This is a genomic window from Acidimicrobiales bacterium, assembly GCA_035316325.1.
GTDB lineage: Bacteria > Actinomycetota > Acidimicrobiia > Acidimicrobiales > VFJN01 > DASXTK01.
Genome location: DATHJB010000212.1, coordinates 24,738 through 40,984, shown reverse-complemented (window position 1 = coordinate 40,984; position 16,247 = coordinate 24,738). Strand labels below are relative to the sequence as shown.

General features: G+C 73.5%; 9 protein-coding genes and 1 tRNA gene. 6 read left to right on the top strand and 4 right to left on the bottom strand.

Features of this window, described 5'->3' with window-relative positions; translation table 11 throughout:
- Positions 1-42: 42 nt before the first annotated feature.
- Together VK611_27505 and VK611_27500 are read right to left on the bottom strand one after the other, a co-directional pair.
- A complete protein-coding gene (locus tag VK611_27505; GenBank protein ID HMG45109.1) occupies positions 43-2,649 on the bottom strand; it encodes a LuxR C-terminal-related transcriptional regulator in 2,607 nt (868 codons plus the stop codon).
- Between the two features lie 295 nt (positions 2,650-2,944).
- Positions 2,945-5,533 carry a LuxR C-terminal-related transcriptional regulator gene (locus tag VK611_27500; GenBank protein ID HMG45108.1) on the bottom strand — a complete coding sequence of 863 codons (2,589 nt, stop codon included), beginning with the start codon at positions 5,531-5,533 and terminating at the stop codon, positions 2,945-2,947.
- 175 nt (positions 5,534-5,708) lie between these two features.
- Here VK611_27500 and VK611_27495 point away from each other — a divergent pair, with 175 nt between their 5' ends.
- The 5 genes from VK611_27495 (at position 5,709) to VK611_27475 (ending at position 14,669) form a co-directional block, all read left to right on the top strand.
- Complete coding sequence (locus tag VK611_27495; GenBank protein HMG45107.1) at positions 5,709-8,120, top strand: LuxR C-terminal-related transcriptional regulator; 2,412 nt, start codon at positions 5,709-5,711, stop codon at positions 8,118-8,120.
- Between the two features lie 197 nt (positions 8,121-8,317).
- Positions 8,318-10,717: a LuxR C-terminal-related transcriptional regulator gene (locus tag VK611_27490; GenBank protein ID HMG45106.1), complete on the top strand. Its 2,400-nt coding sequence runs from the start codon at positions 8,318-8,320 to the stop codon at positions 10,715-10,717.
- 104 nt (positions 10,718-10,821) lie between these two features.
- Positions 10,822-12,660: a hypothetical protein gene (locus tag VK611_27485; GenBank protein ID HMG45105.1), complete on the top strand. Its 1,839-nt coding sequence runs from the start codon at positions 10,822-10,824 to the stop codon at positions 12,658-12,660.
- A gap of 81 nt (positions 12,661-12,741) precedes the next feature.
- Complete coding sequence (locus VK611_27480; protein HMG45104.1) at positions 12,742-12,999, top strand: hypothetical protein; 258 nt, start codon at positions 12,742-12,744, stop codon at positions 12,997-12,999.
- Complete coding sequence (locus VK611_27475) at positions 12,996-14,669, top strand: amidase (GenBank protein ID HMG45103.1); 1,674 nt, start codon at positions 12,996-12,998, stop codon at positions 14,667-14,669. The genes VK611_27480 and VK611_27475 overlap by 4 nt, the downstream gene beginning before the upstream one ends.
- A gap of 51 nt (positions 14,670-14,720) precedes the next feature.
- Here VK611_27475 and VK611_27470 read toward each other — a convergent pair whose 3' ends face one another.
- Positions 14,721-15,227: a hypothetical protein gene (locus tag VK611_27470; protein HMG45102.1), complete on the bottom strand. Its 507-nt coding sequence runs from the start codon at positions 15,225-15,227 to the stop codon at positions 14,721-14,723.
- Positions 15,228-15,783: 556 nt separating this feature from the next.
- A tRNA-Val gene (locus tag VK611_27465) sits at positions 15,784-15,857 on the bottom strand.
- 153 nt (positions 15,858-16,010) lie between these two features.
- Here VK611_27465 and VK611_27460 point away from each other — a divergent pair.
- Complete coding sequence (locus tag VK611_27460) at positions 16,011-16,244, top strand: hypothetical protein (GenBank protein ID HMG45101.1); 234 nt, start codon at positions 16,011-16,013, stop codon at positions 16,242-16,244.
- Positions 16,245-16,247: the final 3 nt, after the last annotated feature.

Sequence of the window (16,247 nt, the reverse complement as noted above, 5' to 3'; positions counted from 1 at the left end):
GCCGCCCCAAGCGGTGGCGGGCGGCCGGGGCCGCCGCCGCTGTCAAAGCAAATGCAGCTCACGGGCGTGGGCCACGGACTCGCCCCGTGAGCCGGCACCGAGCTTGCGGTAGATGCTCTTGAGGTGGGTCTTGAGCGTGTTGACCGACATGTGCAGCTCGGCGGCGATCCGCTTGTTGGACAGGGCGGTCGGCAGGTAGCGGAGCACGATCTGCTCCCGGTCGCTCAACGACTCGTAGTCCCCCACCATCACCACGGACCCGTTCACCGGCAGCACCGGGTCCCGCTCGGCGATCGCCGCCAGCAGGCTGAAGGGATAGGCGTCGTCGTAGCCGCTCACCAGCCCGCGCAGCACGGGCTCCAACGCCGGCAGGTCCTCGGCGAACAGCTGCACGAACTGCTCCCGCCGGGCCCACTCGATGGCGGTGCGCAGGTGGTGCTCGGCCTTGGTGTCGTCGTCCCAGGCGAGCGCCAGCCGGGCCCGCAGCAGCTGGGCGGTGATGCGCTCCTGCAGCGACTGCATGCCGGCCTCGAACACGGCGAGCCGCTCGGGCACCTCGTCCGTCGGCCCGACCGCCAGCGCCAGCCGGACGTCCAGCTCGGCGGTGAGCCGGCCGTCGGGTAGCTCCTCCCGGCCGAAGAGGCTGCGCTCGACGTCGCCGGCCCGCAGCCACAGGGACGCCTCGGTCTGCTCCACCCGCTGCAGCAGGTAGGAGCCGTGGGCCTTGGGCCGGGCGTCGGTGAGGATGGCGAAGGCCTCCGACTGGCGGCGCTGGGCGAACCGCAGCAGGGCCAGCTCGATCGAGCCCAACAGCTCGATGCTGGTGCGGGCCCAGCGGCGACCGGCCTCGACCCCGGCGAGCAGGTCGGCGTCGGCCTCGACCAGTTGGTTGCGCTCCCGCCGCACCGCCCCGCGGGTGACCAGCGGCATGGCGTCCTCCCACGGCTTGCGGCTCTGGGCGATCAGCTCCTCGGCGTAGGTCACCGCGTGCTCGAGGCGACCCTCCCGGAACGACAGCCACGAGCTGAGGGCGTGCGACAGCACGTTGCCCGTCGCATCGGACGGGGCCTCGGCCCGATGGTGGCGGGCCTCGTCGAGCTGGTCGAGCGCGGCGTAGATGCCGACCAGGAGGTGGTGGGCGCGCATGCGCAGCTCGGCATCGGCGGGGCCGCCGCCCGTCTCGAGCAACAGCACGCGGTGGCCGTCGACCAGCGCGGCCTCGAACCTCCCGTAGCCGGCGTTGGCGTACCCCGAGATCAGGGCGCGTAGAGCGCTCATGAGCTGGTCGTCGCTGCCCTCGAGGCGCCAGCGGGCCCGTTCGAGCCACAGGACGACCTCCTCGCGCATGCCGACCATCGCGCACAGCTCGCACACCTGCAGCAGCTGGTAGACGTCACCCGTGAGGGCCCGGTCGGGGAGCGCCGCCAGCCAGCTGCGCAGCTCGTCGACGTTGCCGGCGGCAGCGACGCGCTCGCCGTGGGACAGCAGCAGGCGGATCGCGTGGTCGGACTCGCCGGCGCCGACGAAGTGCGAGATCGCCGGCCCGATGTCGCCGCGGCTCTCGAGCTCCTGGGCCGCGGCGAGGTGGGCCGCCACCTCGCGGTCGGGGTCGAGTAGCCGCAGGCGATGGCGCAGGAACTCCTGGAACAGCGGCCGGTAGCGGAACGACGTCCGCTGCTCGTCCATCGCCTCGACGAACATGCCGGAGCGCTCCAGCTTGTCGAGCGTGGCCGCCCCGCCGGTGACGCCGGAGACGACGTCGGCGAGCGGACCGTCCATGACGTCGAGCACCGAGGTGGCCAGCATGAACTCGCGCACCTCGGGCGGTTGCGGGTCGAACACCTCGGCCGCCAGCAGCTCGGCGACGTAGCGGCTGCTGCCGGTCAGGTGGTGGACGTGCGCGCCGGTGTCGACGTGGCGCAGGAGGGCGAGGCCGGCGAGGGTGACGCCGCCGATCCAGCCCTCGGTCCGCTCGTAGAGGGCGTCGACATGGTCGGCGCCCAGGTCGAGGTCGGCGAAGTGGGTGAAGAACTCCACCATCTCGTCACGCGTGAAGGCGAGGTCGTCGGCGTGGATCTCGGTCATCTGGCCCCGGGCCCGCAGCAGCCCGGCCCGCAGCGCCGGCGCCGGCTCCGCCCGACCGGACAGGATCACCCGCAGCGAGGCCGGCAGGTCGAGCAGGAACTCGCCGAGCACCTGGCAGGTGTCGGGGTCGGTGAGCACGTCGGCCCGGTCGAGCACGAGCACCGACCGCTCGCGGCCGACCAGTTCGGGGAGGTGCAGCTGGAGGAGCTGCCGGGCGTGCGTGCCGGTGTCGATGTCGACGAGGTCGCCGTTGCGGCGGCCGACCCCCAGCCGGAGCTCGTGGAACACGCGGTCCCAGAAGCGGGTGGGGTCGTTGTCGAGGCGTTCGAGCGACACGTACGCCATCGCCGGCCGGCCGCCCTCGGCGTGCCACCCGCTGATCAGCGTGCTCTTGCCCGACACCGCGGGCGCCCGGAGCAGCGTGACCTTGGCGTCCTCCAGCGCGTGGTCCAGGAGGCGGTGCAGCCGCGGCCGTGGCACGTAGTACCGGGGCAGGCTCGGCACCACTGGTGCGCCGGGCTCCACGAGTCGCCAGTTCGTATCTACCCAATCCCAGCCGGCCACGGTGACACCTCCGCTCGTCGTGCCCACCACGAGTGCCGGCGCCGCCCCGCGGAACGACGATGATCCTGACCTCACAAAACGCTACCGAGTAGTGGCAGCGGTCCGTCGACGCCGGTCGTGCCGCCGCTGGCCAACCGGGGTGACGGACCGCCGCCGCCTACGCATTGCCGCCGAGATTCCGCCGGGCACCATGGGGGATCCACACCGCCGGCCCTCGGAAGCGTCCCCAGCATGGCGAGCCCGGGGGTGAATCCCCGTCACCCTGCCGGGGTGACTTGGACATATGCCCAGGTCATCACAGAAGTCGCAGGTGGCGGGCGTGGGCGACGGCCTCGTCGCGCGAGCCCACACCGAGCTTCCGGTAGACGCTCTTGAGGTGGGTCTTCAGCGTGTTGACCGACATGTGCAGCTCGGCGGCGATGCGCTTGTTGGAGAGGTTGGTGGGCAGGTACCGCAGCACCACCTGCTCACGCGAGCTCAGCGACTCCGAGATGTGGGCGTGGTCGGGCACGTCCTCGTCGGACTGGGCCATGGCCGCCAGCAGGCCGAAGACGTAGGGGTCGTCGCCCGTGGCGGCCAGTTGGCGCAGGAGGCCGTGCAGCGGACCGAGGTCCTCCACGTAGACCTGCACGAAGCGCTCCCGGCGCCCGATGTCGATCGCCCAGCGGAGGGCGTCGCCCGCTGCAGCCGGGTCGCGGGCCAGCAGGGTCCGGGCCTGGAGCAGCCGCATGGAGATGCGGTCGTGGACGGAGCGGGCCCCGCCCTCGTTGGCGGCGACCAGTGCCTGCGCCTGCTCCAGGCGGCCCTCGACGATGGCCGTGCGGATGTCGAGCAGGGCGGTGAGCCGGGTTTCGGGCAGCTCGTGGCGGATGGTGAGGCTGCGCTCGACGTCGCCCTCGCGCAGCCAGAGCGCTGCCTCGGTGGCGTCGAGCAGCTGGCCGATGTAGGCGCCGTGCACCTCGGGACGGGCCGCGGCGAGCGCCTCGAACGCGGCGGTCGAGCGCCCCCGGGCGTAGTGGACCTGGGCCTGCTCGATCGACCCGAACACCGTGGCCCGGGGCCGGTCCCAACGCCGGGCCAGCTCGATGGCCCGGCCCAGGTCCTCCTCGGCCTCGTCGAGCTGGTTGCGCTCCCGCAGGACGCCGGCCCGGGCGATCAGCACGGTGGCCCACTGCCAGGGCCAGTCGTTCTCGCCGAGGATGCGGTTGGCGTGCTCGACCGCCCGGTCGAGACGGCCCTCGCGGTAGCAGAGCCAGGCGCTGTAGGAGTCGGTGGGCACCTCGCCGCGGGTCTCGTTGGGGGCGGCGGCCCGATGACGGCGGGCGGCCTCGAACTCGTCGAGGCTCGCACAGGCGGCAGCGATGAGGTGGTGGGCGCGGGCACGCAACCAGTCCTGCTCGTGGCCTTGCAGCGCCGACGCCTTGGCCAGCACGCGGTGGCCCTGGCTGGTCGCCCCCTCCAGGTCGCCCAGCTGGGCCTGGGCGTAGCCGACGAACAGGGCGTGGCGGGCCACCAGCTCGGCGTCGTCGGACTCGTCGAGCCGCAGGCGGGCCCGCTCCAGCCACATGCCGGCCTCGTCGCGCAGGCCCGGGATCAGGCACAGCCGCCCGATCTCCAGCATCCGGCGGACGTCGCCGGTGAGCGCGTGGTCCGGGAGGACGGTGAGCCACGACCGCAGCACCTCCACCTCGCCGTCGGCGGCGTACCGCTGCCCGTGCTGCAGCACCAGCCGCACGCCGTCGCCCTCCTGCCCGCCGGCGACGTAGTGGTCGATGGCGGCGGTCACGTCGCCGCGCTCCTCCAGCTCGACGGCCGCGGTCCGGTGGGCGGCCCGCTGGCGCTCGGGGTCGAGGACGTGCAGCTCCCGCTGCAGGAACTCCCGGAACAGGGGTGCGTAGCGGAAGCGCGTGCGCTCGTCGTCGACGGCTTCGAGGAACATGCCGGCGCGCTCCAGGCTCTCGAGCATCGCCCCGCTGCCGGTCCCCTGGGTGACCAGGTCGCACAGCTCGGCGTCGAGCTCCCGCAGCACCGAGGTGACCTCCAGGAAGTCGCGGGTCTCGGGTGGCTGCGGCTCGAGCACCTCGCGGCCGAGCAGGTCGGCCACGTAGCGGTTGCTGCCGGTGAAGCCGCGGATCGCCGCCAGCGGGTCGGCGTGCTGGGCGGCGGCCAGGGCGGCCAGCTTCACGCCGCCGGTCCAGCCCTCGGTGCGCTCGTGCAGGGCCAGGGTCTCGTCGGGGCCGAACGGCACGGTGTCGAAGGTGGCCAGGAACGAGGCGGTCTCCCGGACGTCGAAGGCCAGGTCGGTGGCGGGGATCTCCGCCAGCTGGCCCCGAGCCCGCAGCAGGCCCAGCCGCAGCAGCGGCTCCGACCGGCTGGAGAGGACCACCCGCAGCGGGTCGGGCAGGCCGACGAGGATGTCGCCGATCACCGTGTTGACGTCGGGGCCGGTCACCGCCTCCAGGCCGTCGAGCATCACGACGGTTCGGCCGAGCCCGGTCAGCTCGGGGAGCAGCATGTCGAGGAAGCGCCGGGCGTCGCTGGTGGCGGCCAGCTCCGAGAGGGCCGAGGCGCCGAAGCCGGGGTGGACGTGCTGGAGCCCGCCGACGAGCTTGCTGCAGAAGCGGGTGAGCTCGTTGTCGTAGGAGTCGAGGGCCACGTAGGCGAGCGGCGGCGCCGCCTCGGTGGCGCTCCACCCGGCGACGAGGGTGGTCTTGCCCGACACCGCCGGCGCCACCATCGCCACCACCCTGGACCGGGCGATGGCTTCGGTCAGGCGCTGCTCGAGCCGGGGGCGGGCGATGTAGCGCTCGGGCAGGGCGGGCAGCTCCGGGCCGACCGGGGTGACCACTCGCCAGCTGCTCTCGATCGCGTTCACCGTGGCCATCGATCCTCTCCCCGATACTCTGCCGATCACGATCGCACCGTTGTTCGTTCACACCGGCGGGTGGAACGGAGCTGGGAGCGACCTATCGATGCATCACGGTGGCGAGCAACAGGGTGAGTCTCAATCACCTCCATCGGGTGACCCTGGTGAGCTGCTCCTGAAGCGGCCTGACGTGGTGGAACACCTGCGTGCGGCCACCACCCGGCCGCTCACCCTGGTTCGGGCGCCGGCGGGCTACGGCAAGACCGAGGCGCTGCGCCAGTTCGCCGACACCGCCGGCCTGCCCACGGTGTGGGCCTCACCTCACCCCGCCGACTTCTGGGGTGAGATCGCCCGGGCCCTCCAGGGTGAGGCGGGACCGGACGACCACCTGGTGGCCGACCGGCTGTGCGACCTGGCGGCGGCCCTCCCCGACACCACGGTCATGGTGCTCGACGGACTCGACGGGGTCCTCGACCCGACCCTCGCCCGCCAGCTCGCCCGGTTCGTGGAGCTGCTACCACCCACCCTGCGCCTCGTCGTTGCCACCCAGCGCGACCTGCACCTTCCCACAGGAAGGTGGCGGACCCAGGGCCGCGTCGCCGAGCTCGACGCCGACGACCTGCGCTTCGGGCCCGACGACACCGCCCGGCTGCTCAACGAGCTGGGCGTCCCCGACGTGCGCGACGAGGTCGTCGCCGCCCTCACCGACCGGGCCGAGGGCTGGCCCGCGGGCGTCCAGCTCCTGGCCACCTCACCCGCCGGCTGCGACCTCGACGGTGACGCGGCCCGCGACCTCACCCACCGCACGCTGGGCGCCCAGTCGCCCGAGATGAAGGACTTCCTGCTCACCACGTCCGTGCTGGGCCGGTTCTCGGCCGACCTGTGCCGGGTGGTGACCGGTCGTCCCGACGCCGGCCGGATGCTGCGCGAAGCCGACGAGGCCGGCCTGTCCGTGGTTTCCCTCGACGACGACCGCGCCTGGTTCCGCTACCGGCGCCTCTTCGCCGAGCTGCTGCGGGCCGAGCTCGACCGCCGGCACCCCGGCACGGCCCGGTCGCTGCGCCGCAGCGCGGCCGGGTGGTTCGCGGCCCGGCACGACTCCCGGGGCGCCGTGCACCAGCTGGCCGGAAACGCGGACGACCTGGGCGAGGCGTTCGCGCTGGTCGCCGACGACCCCTACGACGCCGGGTGGGGTCACCTCGTCGGCACCGACTGGAGCACGGTGTTCCCCGCCGCCTGGGTGGAGGAGTCGCCGGAGCGGATGCTGCACTTCGCCGCCCTGGTGGGTCGCAGCGGCCGGTTCGACCACGCCACCGAGTGGCTCACCCGGGCCGAGGAGGCGCTCGCCGGGGCGCCCGACGACCACCCCACCCGGGGCCTGCTGCTGTCGGCCCAGGCCCTGTGGAACGGGGTGACCCTGCACGCCCGACGCGCCGAGGAGCTGGGCGCACAGGCGCTCGAGCTGCCCCTGCCGCCCGAGGCCACGGCCTTCCACGAGCGGGTGCGGGTGGTCATGATCACCACCCGGATGCTGCTCGACGACGTCGACGGCGCCGCCGCCCTCACCGACGAGCTCGACGTGCCGCGCTCGTCGGAGATCATGCGCAGCCTGATGGCACCGGCCTTCCGGGCCCGCCAGGCGCTGCGCCGGGGGCAGCTCCGCACCGCCGAGGACCAGGCCCGCCGCGTGCTGCGGACCGCCGAGGCGATGGGCATCCCCGACCACCCCGGCATGCGTGACGCCCAGGTGACCCTGGCCGGCGTGCTGACCGAGCGCGGCGAGTTCGACGAGGCGGAGCGCCTCGTGGGCCGGGCCGCCGAGATGGCCGACAGCCTGGGCTGGCCCGCCCTGGCCGCCCTCTACCGTGCCGAGCTCGCGCAGATCCGGGCCGCCCGCTGGGACCCGTGCACGGGCGTCGGGATGCTCGCCGAGATCCGGCGCAGCCTGCGGGATCACCCCGTCGGCCCGGAGCTCTACGCCACCCTCGACCGGCACGAGGCGCGGCTCCGCCTGGCCGACGGCGACGTCGACGGGGCCGCGGCTCACCTCCGCGGCGTGCTGCCCGGCATCCAGCGCGACCTGCTGGCGCTGCGGCTGGCACTGACCCGCGACGACCGCGCCACGGCGACCACCCTGCTCGCCGAGCTGGAGCCGGCGAACCCCCGCGACCGCCTGGTCCGCGACCTGTGCGCCGCCCGCCTGGCCGCGGCCCGCGGCGACGGAGCCGAGCGCGACCGGCACCTGCTTCTGGCTGCTCAAGTCGGCAGCACCGAGGGCTTCGGCGCCACCTTCCTGTCCGAAGCCGGCCAGCTGCTGCCGGCGCTGCGCCGCCTGACCGTCCGCCACCACGAGCTGCACCGGCTGGTGGCCCGGGTCGACGCCGTGGCCGCCCGGCGGGGCCGGCCGAGCCGCACCCGGCTGTCGGAACGGGAGATCGCCGTGCTGCGCTACCTGCCCAGCGGTATGACCCACCACGAGATCGCCGGCGAGCTGGGCGTCTCCGCCAACACGGTCAAGAGCCACGTGCGGTCGCTGTATCGCAAGCTGGGCGTGCAGTCGCGGCCCGACGCCGTGACCGCGGCCCGCCGCACGGCGCTGTTGTAGCGACGTCCGCACGATCACCCTCTGCGAGTGACGCCCTCTCACCCGTCGTGCCCCCACACTGATCTCAGCGCAGAGGGCTCGGCGTCGGGCCCCAACCCTCCCCCCAGCTCCGACGCCGAGCCCTCCCTCCCTCTTCTGCCACCGTCGGTGATGCGACCTGCCTGACGGAAGGGGCCGATAGCTACGCTTGGTGGCTGATGCACCACGAGATGCTGCTCGTGCGGCGTCAGCGAGTGGTCGACCTGATCCGCCGGGCCACGGCGAGCACGCTGACGATCGTCCAGGCGCCCTTCGGCTACGGCAAGACCGTGGCCGTCGAGCAGTTCGCGGCGACGGGCGAGTGCCGGGTCACCTGGGTCGACGGCCACCACCTCACGGCCGGCGGGCTCCCCCGAGCCGACCGCATCGGCTCACCCGACGAGACCACCGTCGTCGTGATCGAGGACATGCAGCTGGTCGACGACCCGGCGGCGCTGGAGGCGCTGGGGCACCTGGTGGAGGCGGTGCCGCGCCACGTGCGGCTGCTGGTCACCACCCGCCGCCGGCTCGACCTGCCCATCGCGCGCTGGCGGGCGCAGGGCCTGCTGGCGGAGATCGGGCCGGACGACCTGCGCTTCCGGCCCGACGAGGTGGCGGCGGCGTTCGCCCACGACCCGCTCTCCCCTGCCGACCGGGCCGAGCTGCACGACCTGGCCGAGCGCTCCGAGGGCTGGGCGGCGGGGCTCCGGCTCCTGACCGCCACCCCGGCCACCGGGTCCGTCGCCACGCCGGCCGGCCGGGCGCTGCTCGACGAGCTCCTGGCCGACCAGCCCGACGACGTCCGCGAGTTCCTGACCACCACGTCGGTGCTGGCCCGCTTCACCGCCGACCTGTGCCGCGTCGTCACCGGGTCGGCCGACGCCGGGCGGCTGCTCGACCGGGTGCGCCGGGCCAACCTGTTCCTGCTGCCGCTCGACGACGAGGAGGTGTGGTTCCGCTACCAGCCCCTGTTCGCCGAGCTGCTGCGGGCCCGGCTGCGGGAGCGGGGCGGGGCCGAGGTGCGCACCCTGCACCACCGGGCCGCCGGCTGGTTCCTCGACCAGGACAGACCCGACGCCGTCGGCCACCTCGTCGCCGCCGGCGACGGTGAGCACGCCCTCGACCTGCTGGCGGCCGACGTCCAGTTCATGACCACCAGCGACGGCATCGGCCGCGGGGTCGACTGGAGCGCGGTGTTCCCGCCGGGTTGGATCGCCGAGACGCCCACCCGCATGGTCTACGTCGCCGCGGTGCTCACCCGCACCGGCTGGATCGACCACGCGGCCGACTGGATGGACCGGGCCGACCGCGCCCTGCGGCACGCACCCCGCGACGACCCGGCGCGCGGCCTGCTGGCGGCCGCTCGCTCGATCTGGCACTCGTTCGACGACGACCCCGTGCGGACGATCGAGGTCGGCAACGAAGCGCTGGCCCGGCTCGGCGACGCCAACCCGCCCCTGCGTCGTCGGCTGGTGGCCAACCTGGCGATCAACCACGTGCAGCTCGACCAGCACGACGAGGCCGAGGCCTACTGCGCGCTCCTCGACGACACCCGCTCGTCGGAGCTGATCCGGGGGCTGCTCGTGCCGGCGCTGCGGGCGCGGAGCGCCGAGCGCCAGGGTGCGCTCCTCCGGGCCGAGAGCCTGGCCCGGCAGTCCCTCGGTACGGGCGAGGCGCTCGGGGTGCCCTTCCACGCCGCCGGAAACGAGGCGCGGGTGGCACTGGCGCGGGTGCTGGTCGAGCAGGGTGCGTTCGGCGAGGCCGAGGCGCTGCTGCTGGCGACCGTCGACGGGTACGGGGAGCGCGGCTGGCTGACCGGGGTGGTGGTCGCCCGGGTGGAGCTGGCCCGGGTGCGGGCGGCCCGGGGTGGTCCCGCCGCAGGACTCGCCGTCGTCGAGGAGCTGCGGCGGAGAGACGGGGAACAGCCGGTGCCCAAGTCGGTGCGACCGGTGCTCGACGTGCTGGAAGCGCAGCTGCGGATCGAGGTGGGCGACGTCAACGGCGCCTCGCCGTTGATCGACGGGCTGCGTCCCGGGATCGACCGGCAGCTGCTCGACGTCACCCGGGCGCTGGCCCAGCGGGACCTGCGGGCGGCGACCGACCTGCTCGACGCCGTCCCCGTGCCGGACCTGCGCACCCGGCTGGTCACCGACCTGCGGGCGGCCCGGATCGCCGGGCTGCGCGCCGACCACGACGTCCGCGACCGGCGGCTGCTCGACGCCGCCAGCGCCGGGGCCCGCGAGGGGTTCTGCCACGTGTTCGTCGAAGAGGCCCCCGAGCTGCTGCCCGTCCTGCGCAGCCTGGCCGAGACCCGCCGGCAGCTGCTGCCGCTGGTCGTCTCCCTGGACGGCCTGCAGCGGCACCTGTCGTTGGCCGGCGGGACCGACCTGACACTGAGCCGCCGCGAGCTGAGCGTGCTCCGCTACCTGCCCAGCGACCTGACCAACCCCGAGATCGCCACCCAGCTCGACATCACCACCAACACCCTGAAGACCCACGTCCGCTCGCTGTACCGCAAGCTCGGCGTCGGCTCCCGCGCCGCCGCCGTCCGCGCCGCCCGAGCGTCCGGCGTGCTCTGACCGTCGGGTGGCGGTGACCGAGTTGGCGAGAGGTTCGCCTCGGCGTCGGGCGGTGGTCACGGAGCGGCCAGGGAGGCGCCACCGGCGCGTGGTCCCCTCCGGGTGTGGGATTCCGCAGGTTCCTGCGCGTGCGCCTGCTCACCGCCTACGGCCTGGGAGCGCTGCTCGTGTCGGTCCCCATCGACACGCTGGCCCCCGGCAGCGCGCCCGACCTCGCCCGCGAGCGGGCGCTGGCGGTGGTCGTCGCCGGCGACGGCGTGGGCTTCGTGCTCGACCGCACCGGCGACCTGGTGCGGGTGGCGGGCGACGGGTCGGTCAGCCGGGCCGCCTCGCTCCCCCGGTACTCGACGCCGTTCGGCACCTCGGTGGCCGGGCGGGTGGTGTTCGGCGGCATCCGCTGCGACGGGTCGGGGTGCGAGCACCGGATCGCCGAGGTCACCGTGCTCGACGGCCGGGGCCGCCACGAGCGGACGGTCACGTTGCGGCAGTCGTCGGGGTGGCCGTCCGGGCTCGACGGCGCCGCGCTCGTCGGCGCCGAGGGCGACACGCTGTGGGTCAACGCCGACGGGCTGCTCACCCAGGTCGACGTCGTGCGGGGGCGGATCCTCGACGAGGTGCCATGGACCGGCGGCGAGCCGTGCCTGGTCGACGGCGACCTCTACGACCTGACCGCCGACGCCACGGCCGCGCCGCACGGCAACGGGTCGCCCACGTCGACCACGTTCTCGTTGCGGCTGCTGCGGTGGGACGGCTCGGCGTGGGCGCCCGTCGAGGGCGGCGACACGTCGATGCCCTACGGGCGCAACGCCCACTGCGCCCCGGGCGGCTACGAGACCCGTGGGGGTGACTCCACCGTGGCCCGGTGGTCGCCGGGTGAGGGTGGCTGGCAGTCGGTGGGTGCCGGGCGGCCGGCGTCGCTCGCCTGGGCCACGACCAGCACCGGCAGCCGCTACTCGGTGGGCGACGACGGGTCGCTGCTGGTGGCCGGCGGCGACGGGCCGCACGCCACGGGCCTGGTCGTTCCCGGCGTCGAGGTCGGCCGCATGCCGACCGCCCTCCAGATCGACGACTCCGGCGGGTCACTGTTCTGGTGCGCCACCAGCTACCGGGAAGGCGGTGGCGTCACGTCCTGCGCGGTGGAGCTCGTGCCGGCGGCCCGAGCCGCGACCGGGGCCGCGGCGGTCGCCCCGGCCCCGATGGCGTCGCCACCGCAGGGCGTGCACCACTACAACCTCTGCTCGGCCGCCTGCGGCGACGGGGTGCGGGCGCACAGCCGTGACGTCGTGGCCTGGTTCGTCGAACACGAGCGGCCCGAGGCGCTGTCGCTCAACGAGGCCTGCTACGACGACGTCGCCCACCTCACGGGCCGGCTGCCCGGGTATCGGGCCGCGGCCGGTTACGTCGCCCTGGGCACCACCACCAACTGCTCGGGGGCCGTGAAGCAGTTCGGCAACGTGGTGATGGTCGACGCCGGCCTGGAGCCGCGGCTGGCCACGTGGGACGAGTTCACCGCCCAGACCGCCGTGCCCTGCGACCGCCGCCATCACGAGTGCCGGGGCATGGCGTGCGCGGTCGGCGGGCTGGGCGAGCAGCGGCGGGTGTACTGCAGCACCCACCTCGAGTCGCCGCGCCGCGGGCCGACCGTGGCCACCCGGCAGGTGGTGGAGTACATGGGGCGGGCCGTCGAGCGCTACGGGGCCGACGTCGACAAGGTGCTGGCCGGCGACTTCAACCTGGGGCGGGCGGCGTCCGAGGAGCTGCTCGCGGAGCAGGGCTACCGGTCGCTCACCACCCGGCCGACGAGCAGCGCCCACCGCCCGCCGGCCTCGGACCAGATCGACGCGATCTACCACGTCTCCTCGGGTGCCCGGCAGGCCACCGACGCCACGTACTGCGACATGCAGGCCAGCGACCACTGCTACGTGACCGCCTCCGACTTGTGATCACGGAGGCTCAAGGCACCTGCCCCACGGCGTTCACCGGCGGCCCACGTGCCGGAAATGCGCCACCCGGACATTGCGTCCATGGCCGTCTCCCCACCCACAGATACAGAGCTCGACGCCCTGGCGAAGACCTACTGGGCACTGCTCGGCATCGACATCTCCGTCCTCCCCGTCGACGACCCGGCAGCGGTCGTCGACCAGACCCGCTGCCTGTCCAGCGCCCGCAGCACGCTGCGCGGCGAAGTCGACATCACCGAGTTCGCCGGTCTCGACGCGCAGGCCGACGTCGCCGTGCTCTACCCCGCACCGTTCGCCGAGTGGACGGAGCTGGACCGATGACCGACACCGTCCCCAGCGTCGAGACCGATGCCCCCGTCGACCAGCCGCCGCCGCAGGACACCGTCGTCGGCCGGCGCTGGCTGCTCGAGCGGGCGGCGTGGATCAGCACGGCCGCGTCGGCCGGCACCCTGCTGGCGCCGCGCCCCGTGTCCGCCGCCGACCGGACCGCGGCGAGCTACCGGCAGCCGGCCGCCGACACCGTCCGCCAGGAGGCCCTCGACGATCCCACCGAGCTCACCATCGCCGAGGCGCTCGCCGCCTTCGAGCGCCGGCGGCTCACGCCCACCGACCTGATGGAGGCCTACCTCGACCGGCTCGACCGCTTCGAGTCGATCTACCTGGCCTTCAACGACCGGCCGTCGCGGGAGTCGCTGCTCGCCGCGGCCGGCGCCCTCGGACGACGACCCGGCCGGGGCGCCCTGCTGTGGGGCACGGCCATGGCTCCGAAGGACAACTACTACACCGCCGACCTGCTCACGACCGGCAACAGCCCGATCTTCGCCGACTTCCAGCCCGCCTACGACTCGACGTGCGTGGCCCGGCTGCGGGCCGCGGACGGCCTGGTGATCGGCAAGGCGCAGATGGGGCCGCTGGCGTCGGGTCGTGCCCTGCTGCCCGGCACCAACATCCCCACCACCCGCAACGCCTGGAGCCCCGACGACATCCGGTTGAGCCCGAGCGGCTCGTCGGGTGGCACGGCCACGGCGGTCGCCGCCCGGCTGGCGACGTCGGGGATCGGCACGCAGACCGGCGGCTCGATCACCAGCCCCGGCCTGGCCCAGGGCCTCACCGCCTTCAAGCCGACGTTCGGCCGGACGTCGCTCTACGGCGTCATCCCGCTCACCTACACCCGTGACCACACGGGGCCGCTGGCTCGTGACGCCAAGGACGCGGCCATCATGCTGCAGGCGCTGGCGGGCGCCGACCCTCATGACCCCCGTACCGTCGGGCTGCCGCCGGTGCCCGACTACGTGACCGCGGCGACACCGGTCACCCGGCGCCGTCGACTCGAGCTGCGTTGGCGCACGAAGGTCGGGGTCCTGCCGGGGTGGTCGACGCCCTCGGACCCGGAGCAGGCCGCGCTGCGGGCCGCCCTGGTCGACGAGCTGGCGTCGATCCCGGGCTGCTCGGTGGCGGACGTGACGCTGCCGGACGACTGGGAGGTCCTGCAGCTCCTGTCGTCGACCACGGGCGAGGGCACCAACGCCTTCCTGCCCTACCTGCGGGAGGATGTGGCGCAGTTCGCCACCCGGCTCACCGGCTTCCTCGGCGGCACCCTGCGCAGCGCCACCACCTACCTGAAGGCGATGCAGATCCGCTACGTGGCGTTCAAGCGGGCGCAGGAGCAGCTGTTCACGCAGTGCGACCTGGTGCTGGTGCCCAACGTCGGCGACTTCGACTCGATCGGGCACCCGGTGTGCTCCTTCCCGATCGGCTTCGGCACCGACGCGACCACCGGGCTCACCGTGCCCCGGGGCGCGGTGCTGGGCGGGCCGCCGTTCGCGGAGCAGCGGATCCTGTCGGTGATCGCCACCTACCAGGCGCTCACCGATTGGCACCAGCGCCGTCCTCCCGACCCGACGGTCACGGCCGCGGCCGGGGCGCCGGCCCGCACCCTGGCCGCTCCGTTCACCGTCGACGCCGACGCGCAGCCACCCGACGAGTCGTGATCTCGTGACCTCGTGAGCCCCTGACGACCCGGCGGGCGGAAGTCCGCCGGGTCAGCTCCGGCTGTACTGCACCGGGGCGCGGCCGCGGCCGGAGTAGTCCGACATCGGGCCGAGCTTCTCGACGGCGCCGGACTCCACCAGCTCGTCGACGGCCTTGCGCACCGTCGCCTGACTGCCGCCGACGCCGCTCATGACGTCGGTCAGCACGAACGTCCCCTTGAGGCCGAGAACGTAGGACTTGATGGTCTCCACCGGCACGGCCTTGGCCCGCTGGCGATCCCCCGTGCCCGCGCTGCGGCCCCGCGGCGCGGGGACGTCGAACCCGGCCTCCCGGAGGACCTCGTCGGGCACCTTCAGCTCGCGGAACGCGGAGAGCGGGACGGGGACCGACTGGGCCTCGGCCCAGTACTTGGCGTGCTCGACGAAGCCCTTGCGGATCGGCTCCTCGTCGATGCTGGCCAGCCGCTCCAGCTCGGCCAGCGCCTTGAGCTTGTCGACGGGGTCGCTGGCGTCGAGCACGGCCTGGGTCTGCCTCTGGATCTCCTTGTCATCCCTCAACTGCCCGGGATCCTGGAGAAAGAGCAGATACTGGCGCACAGCGCCTTCAGATGTGTCCGTGGCGGCGGTCATATTCCAAACATATCGCATTAGCTGCTGCCGATGATGAACACTTCAACTTACGCAATAGCTATTTATGAGATGAAGAACTCACCGTTGGCTGGCACTCCGCTCTCCACATGACCATTGGCCTGGTAACTGTCGAAGCGGAATGGCAGTCCGGCTGCAAATAAGGTGCCGGGAAGGTCCATGACTGCCCGAAGGCACCGTCCACAGATCATGTCCCGGGCTCCGGTGGAGATCGGTGTCGTGACCTCGATGGGAGCCATGAGATCCATGACAAGGTTCGGATCTCCACCGACCAGCCGTGTTCGGTCAGAGACGTCAGGAGCGCCGTGGTCCTGGCCGTACAGCCGCGGTCGAAGGGCCATTGGTGCTGCGTCACCATGGTGACGATCGATCCGGAGAAGACGTCTGCGCCCTCGGGCATGACGCCAGCATGGCGGGTCCGGTCCTGACGCGAATCGACCAGGGCGGGTGCCCTGGTCGAAACGGGTGGGCCGTAAGGGATTCGAACCCCTGACCCCCTGCGCGTCATGCAGGTGCTCTAGCCAACTGAGCTAACGGCCCGGACGAGTCGGTCACCTTAGCAGCCGGTGCCACAAGCCTCGTACCCGCGTGTGCCGGGGCGGTGCGAGGGGTAGCCTGTGCTCTTCTCCGACCACCACCCACGCCCGAGGACGCACGCTGAGCGACCACACGCCCGACCCTGTGCCGGCTGAATTGGCACCTTTCCTCGCCAAAGCCTGGGGCCATCTCGAAGCTGCCACCGACGGGCTGCAGCCGGACGAAGCCATAGCGCACCTTGAGACGACCCTGGCGCGCACGGAGATCGAGGCCTCCCGCCTCGGCATCCGCATCGATCCCGGCCAGCTCAGCCCCGACGGGCTCAACGTCGGCGACCCCGACGACGGCCCGGTCGTCGTCATCCATCGCCTCGTCGAGGGCGACGAGTAGCCC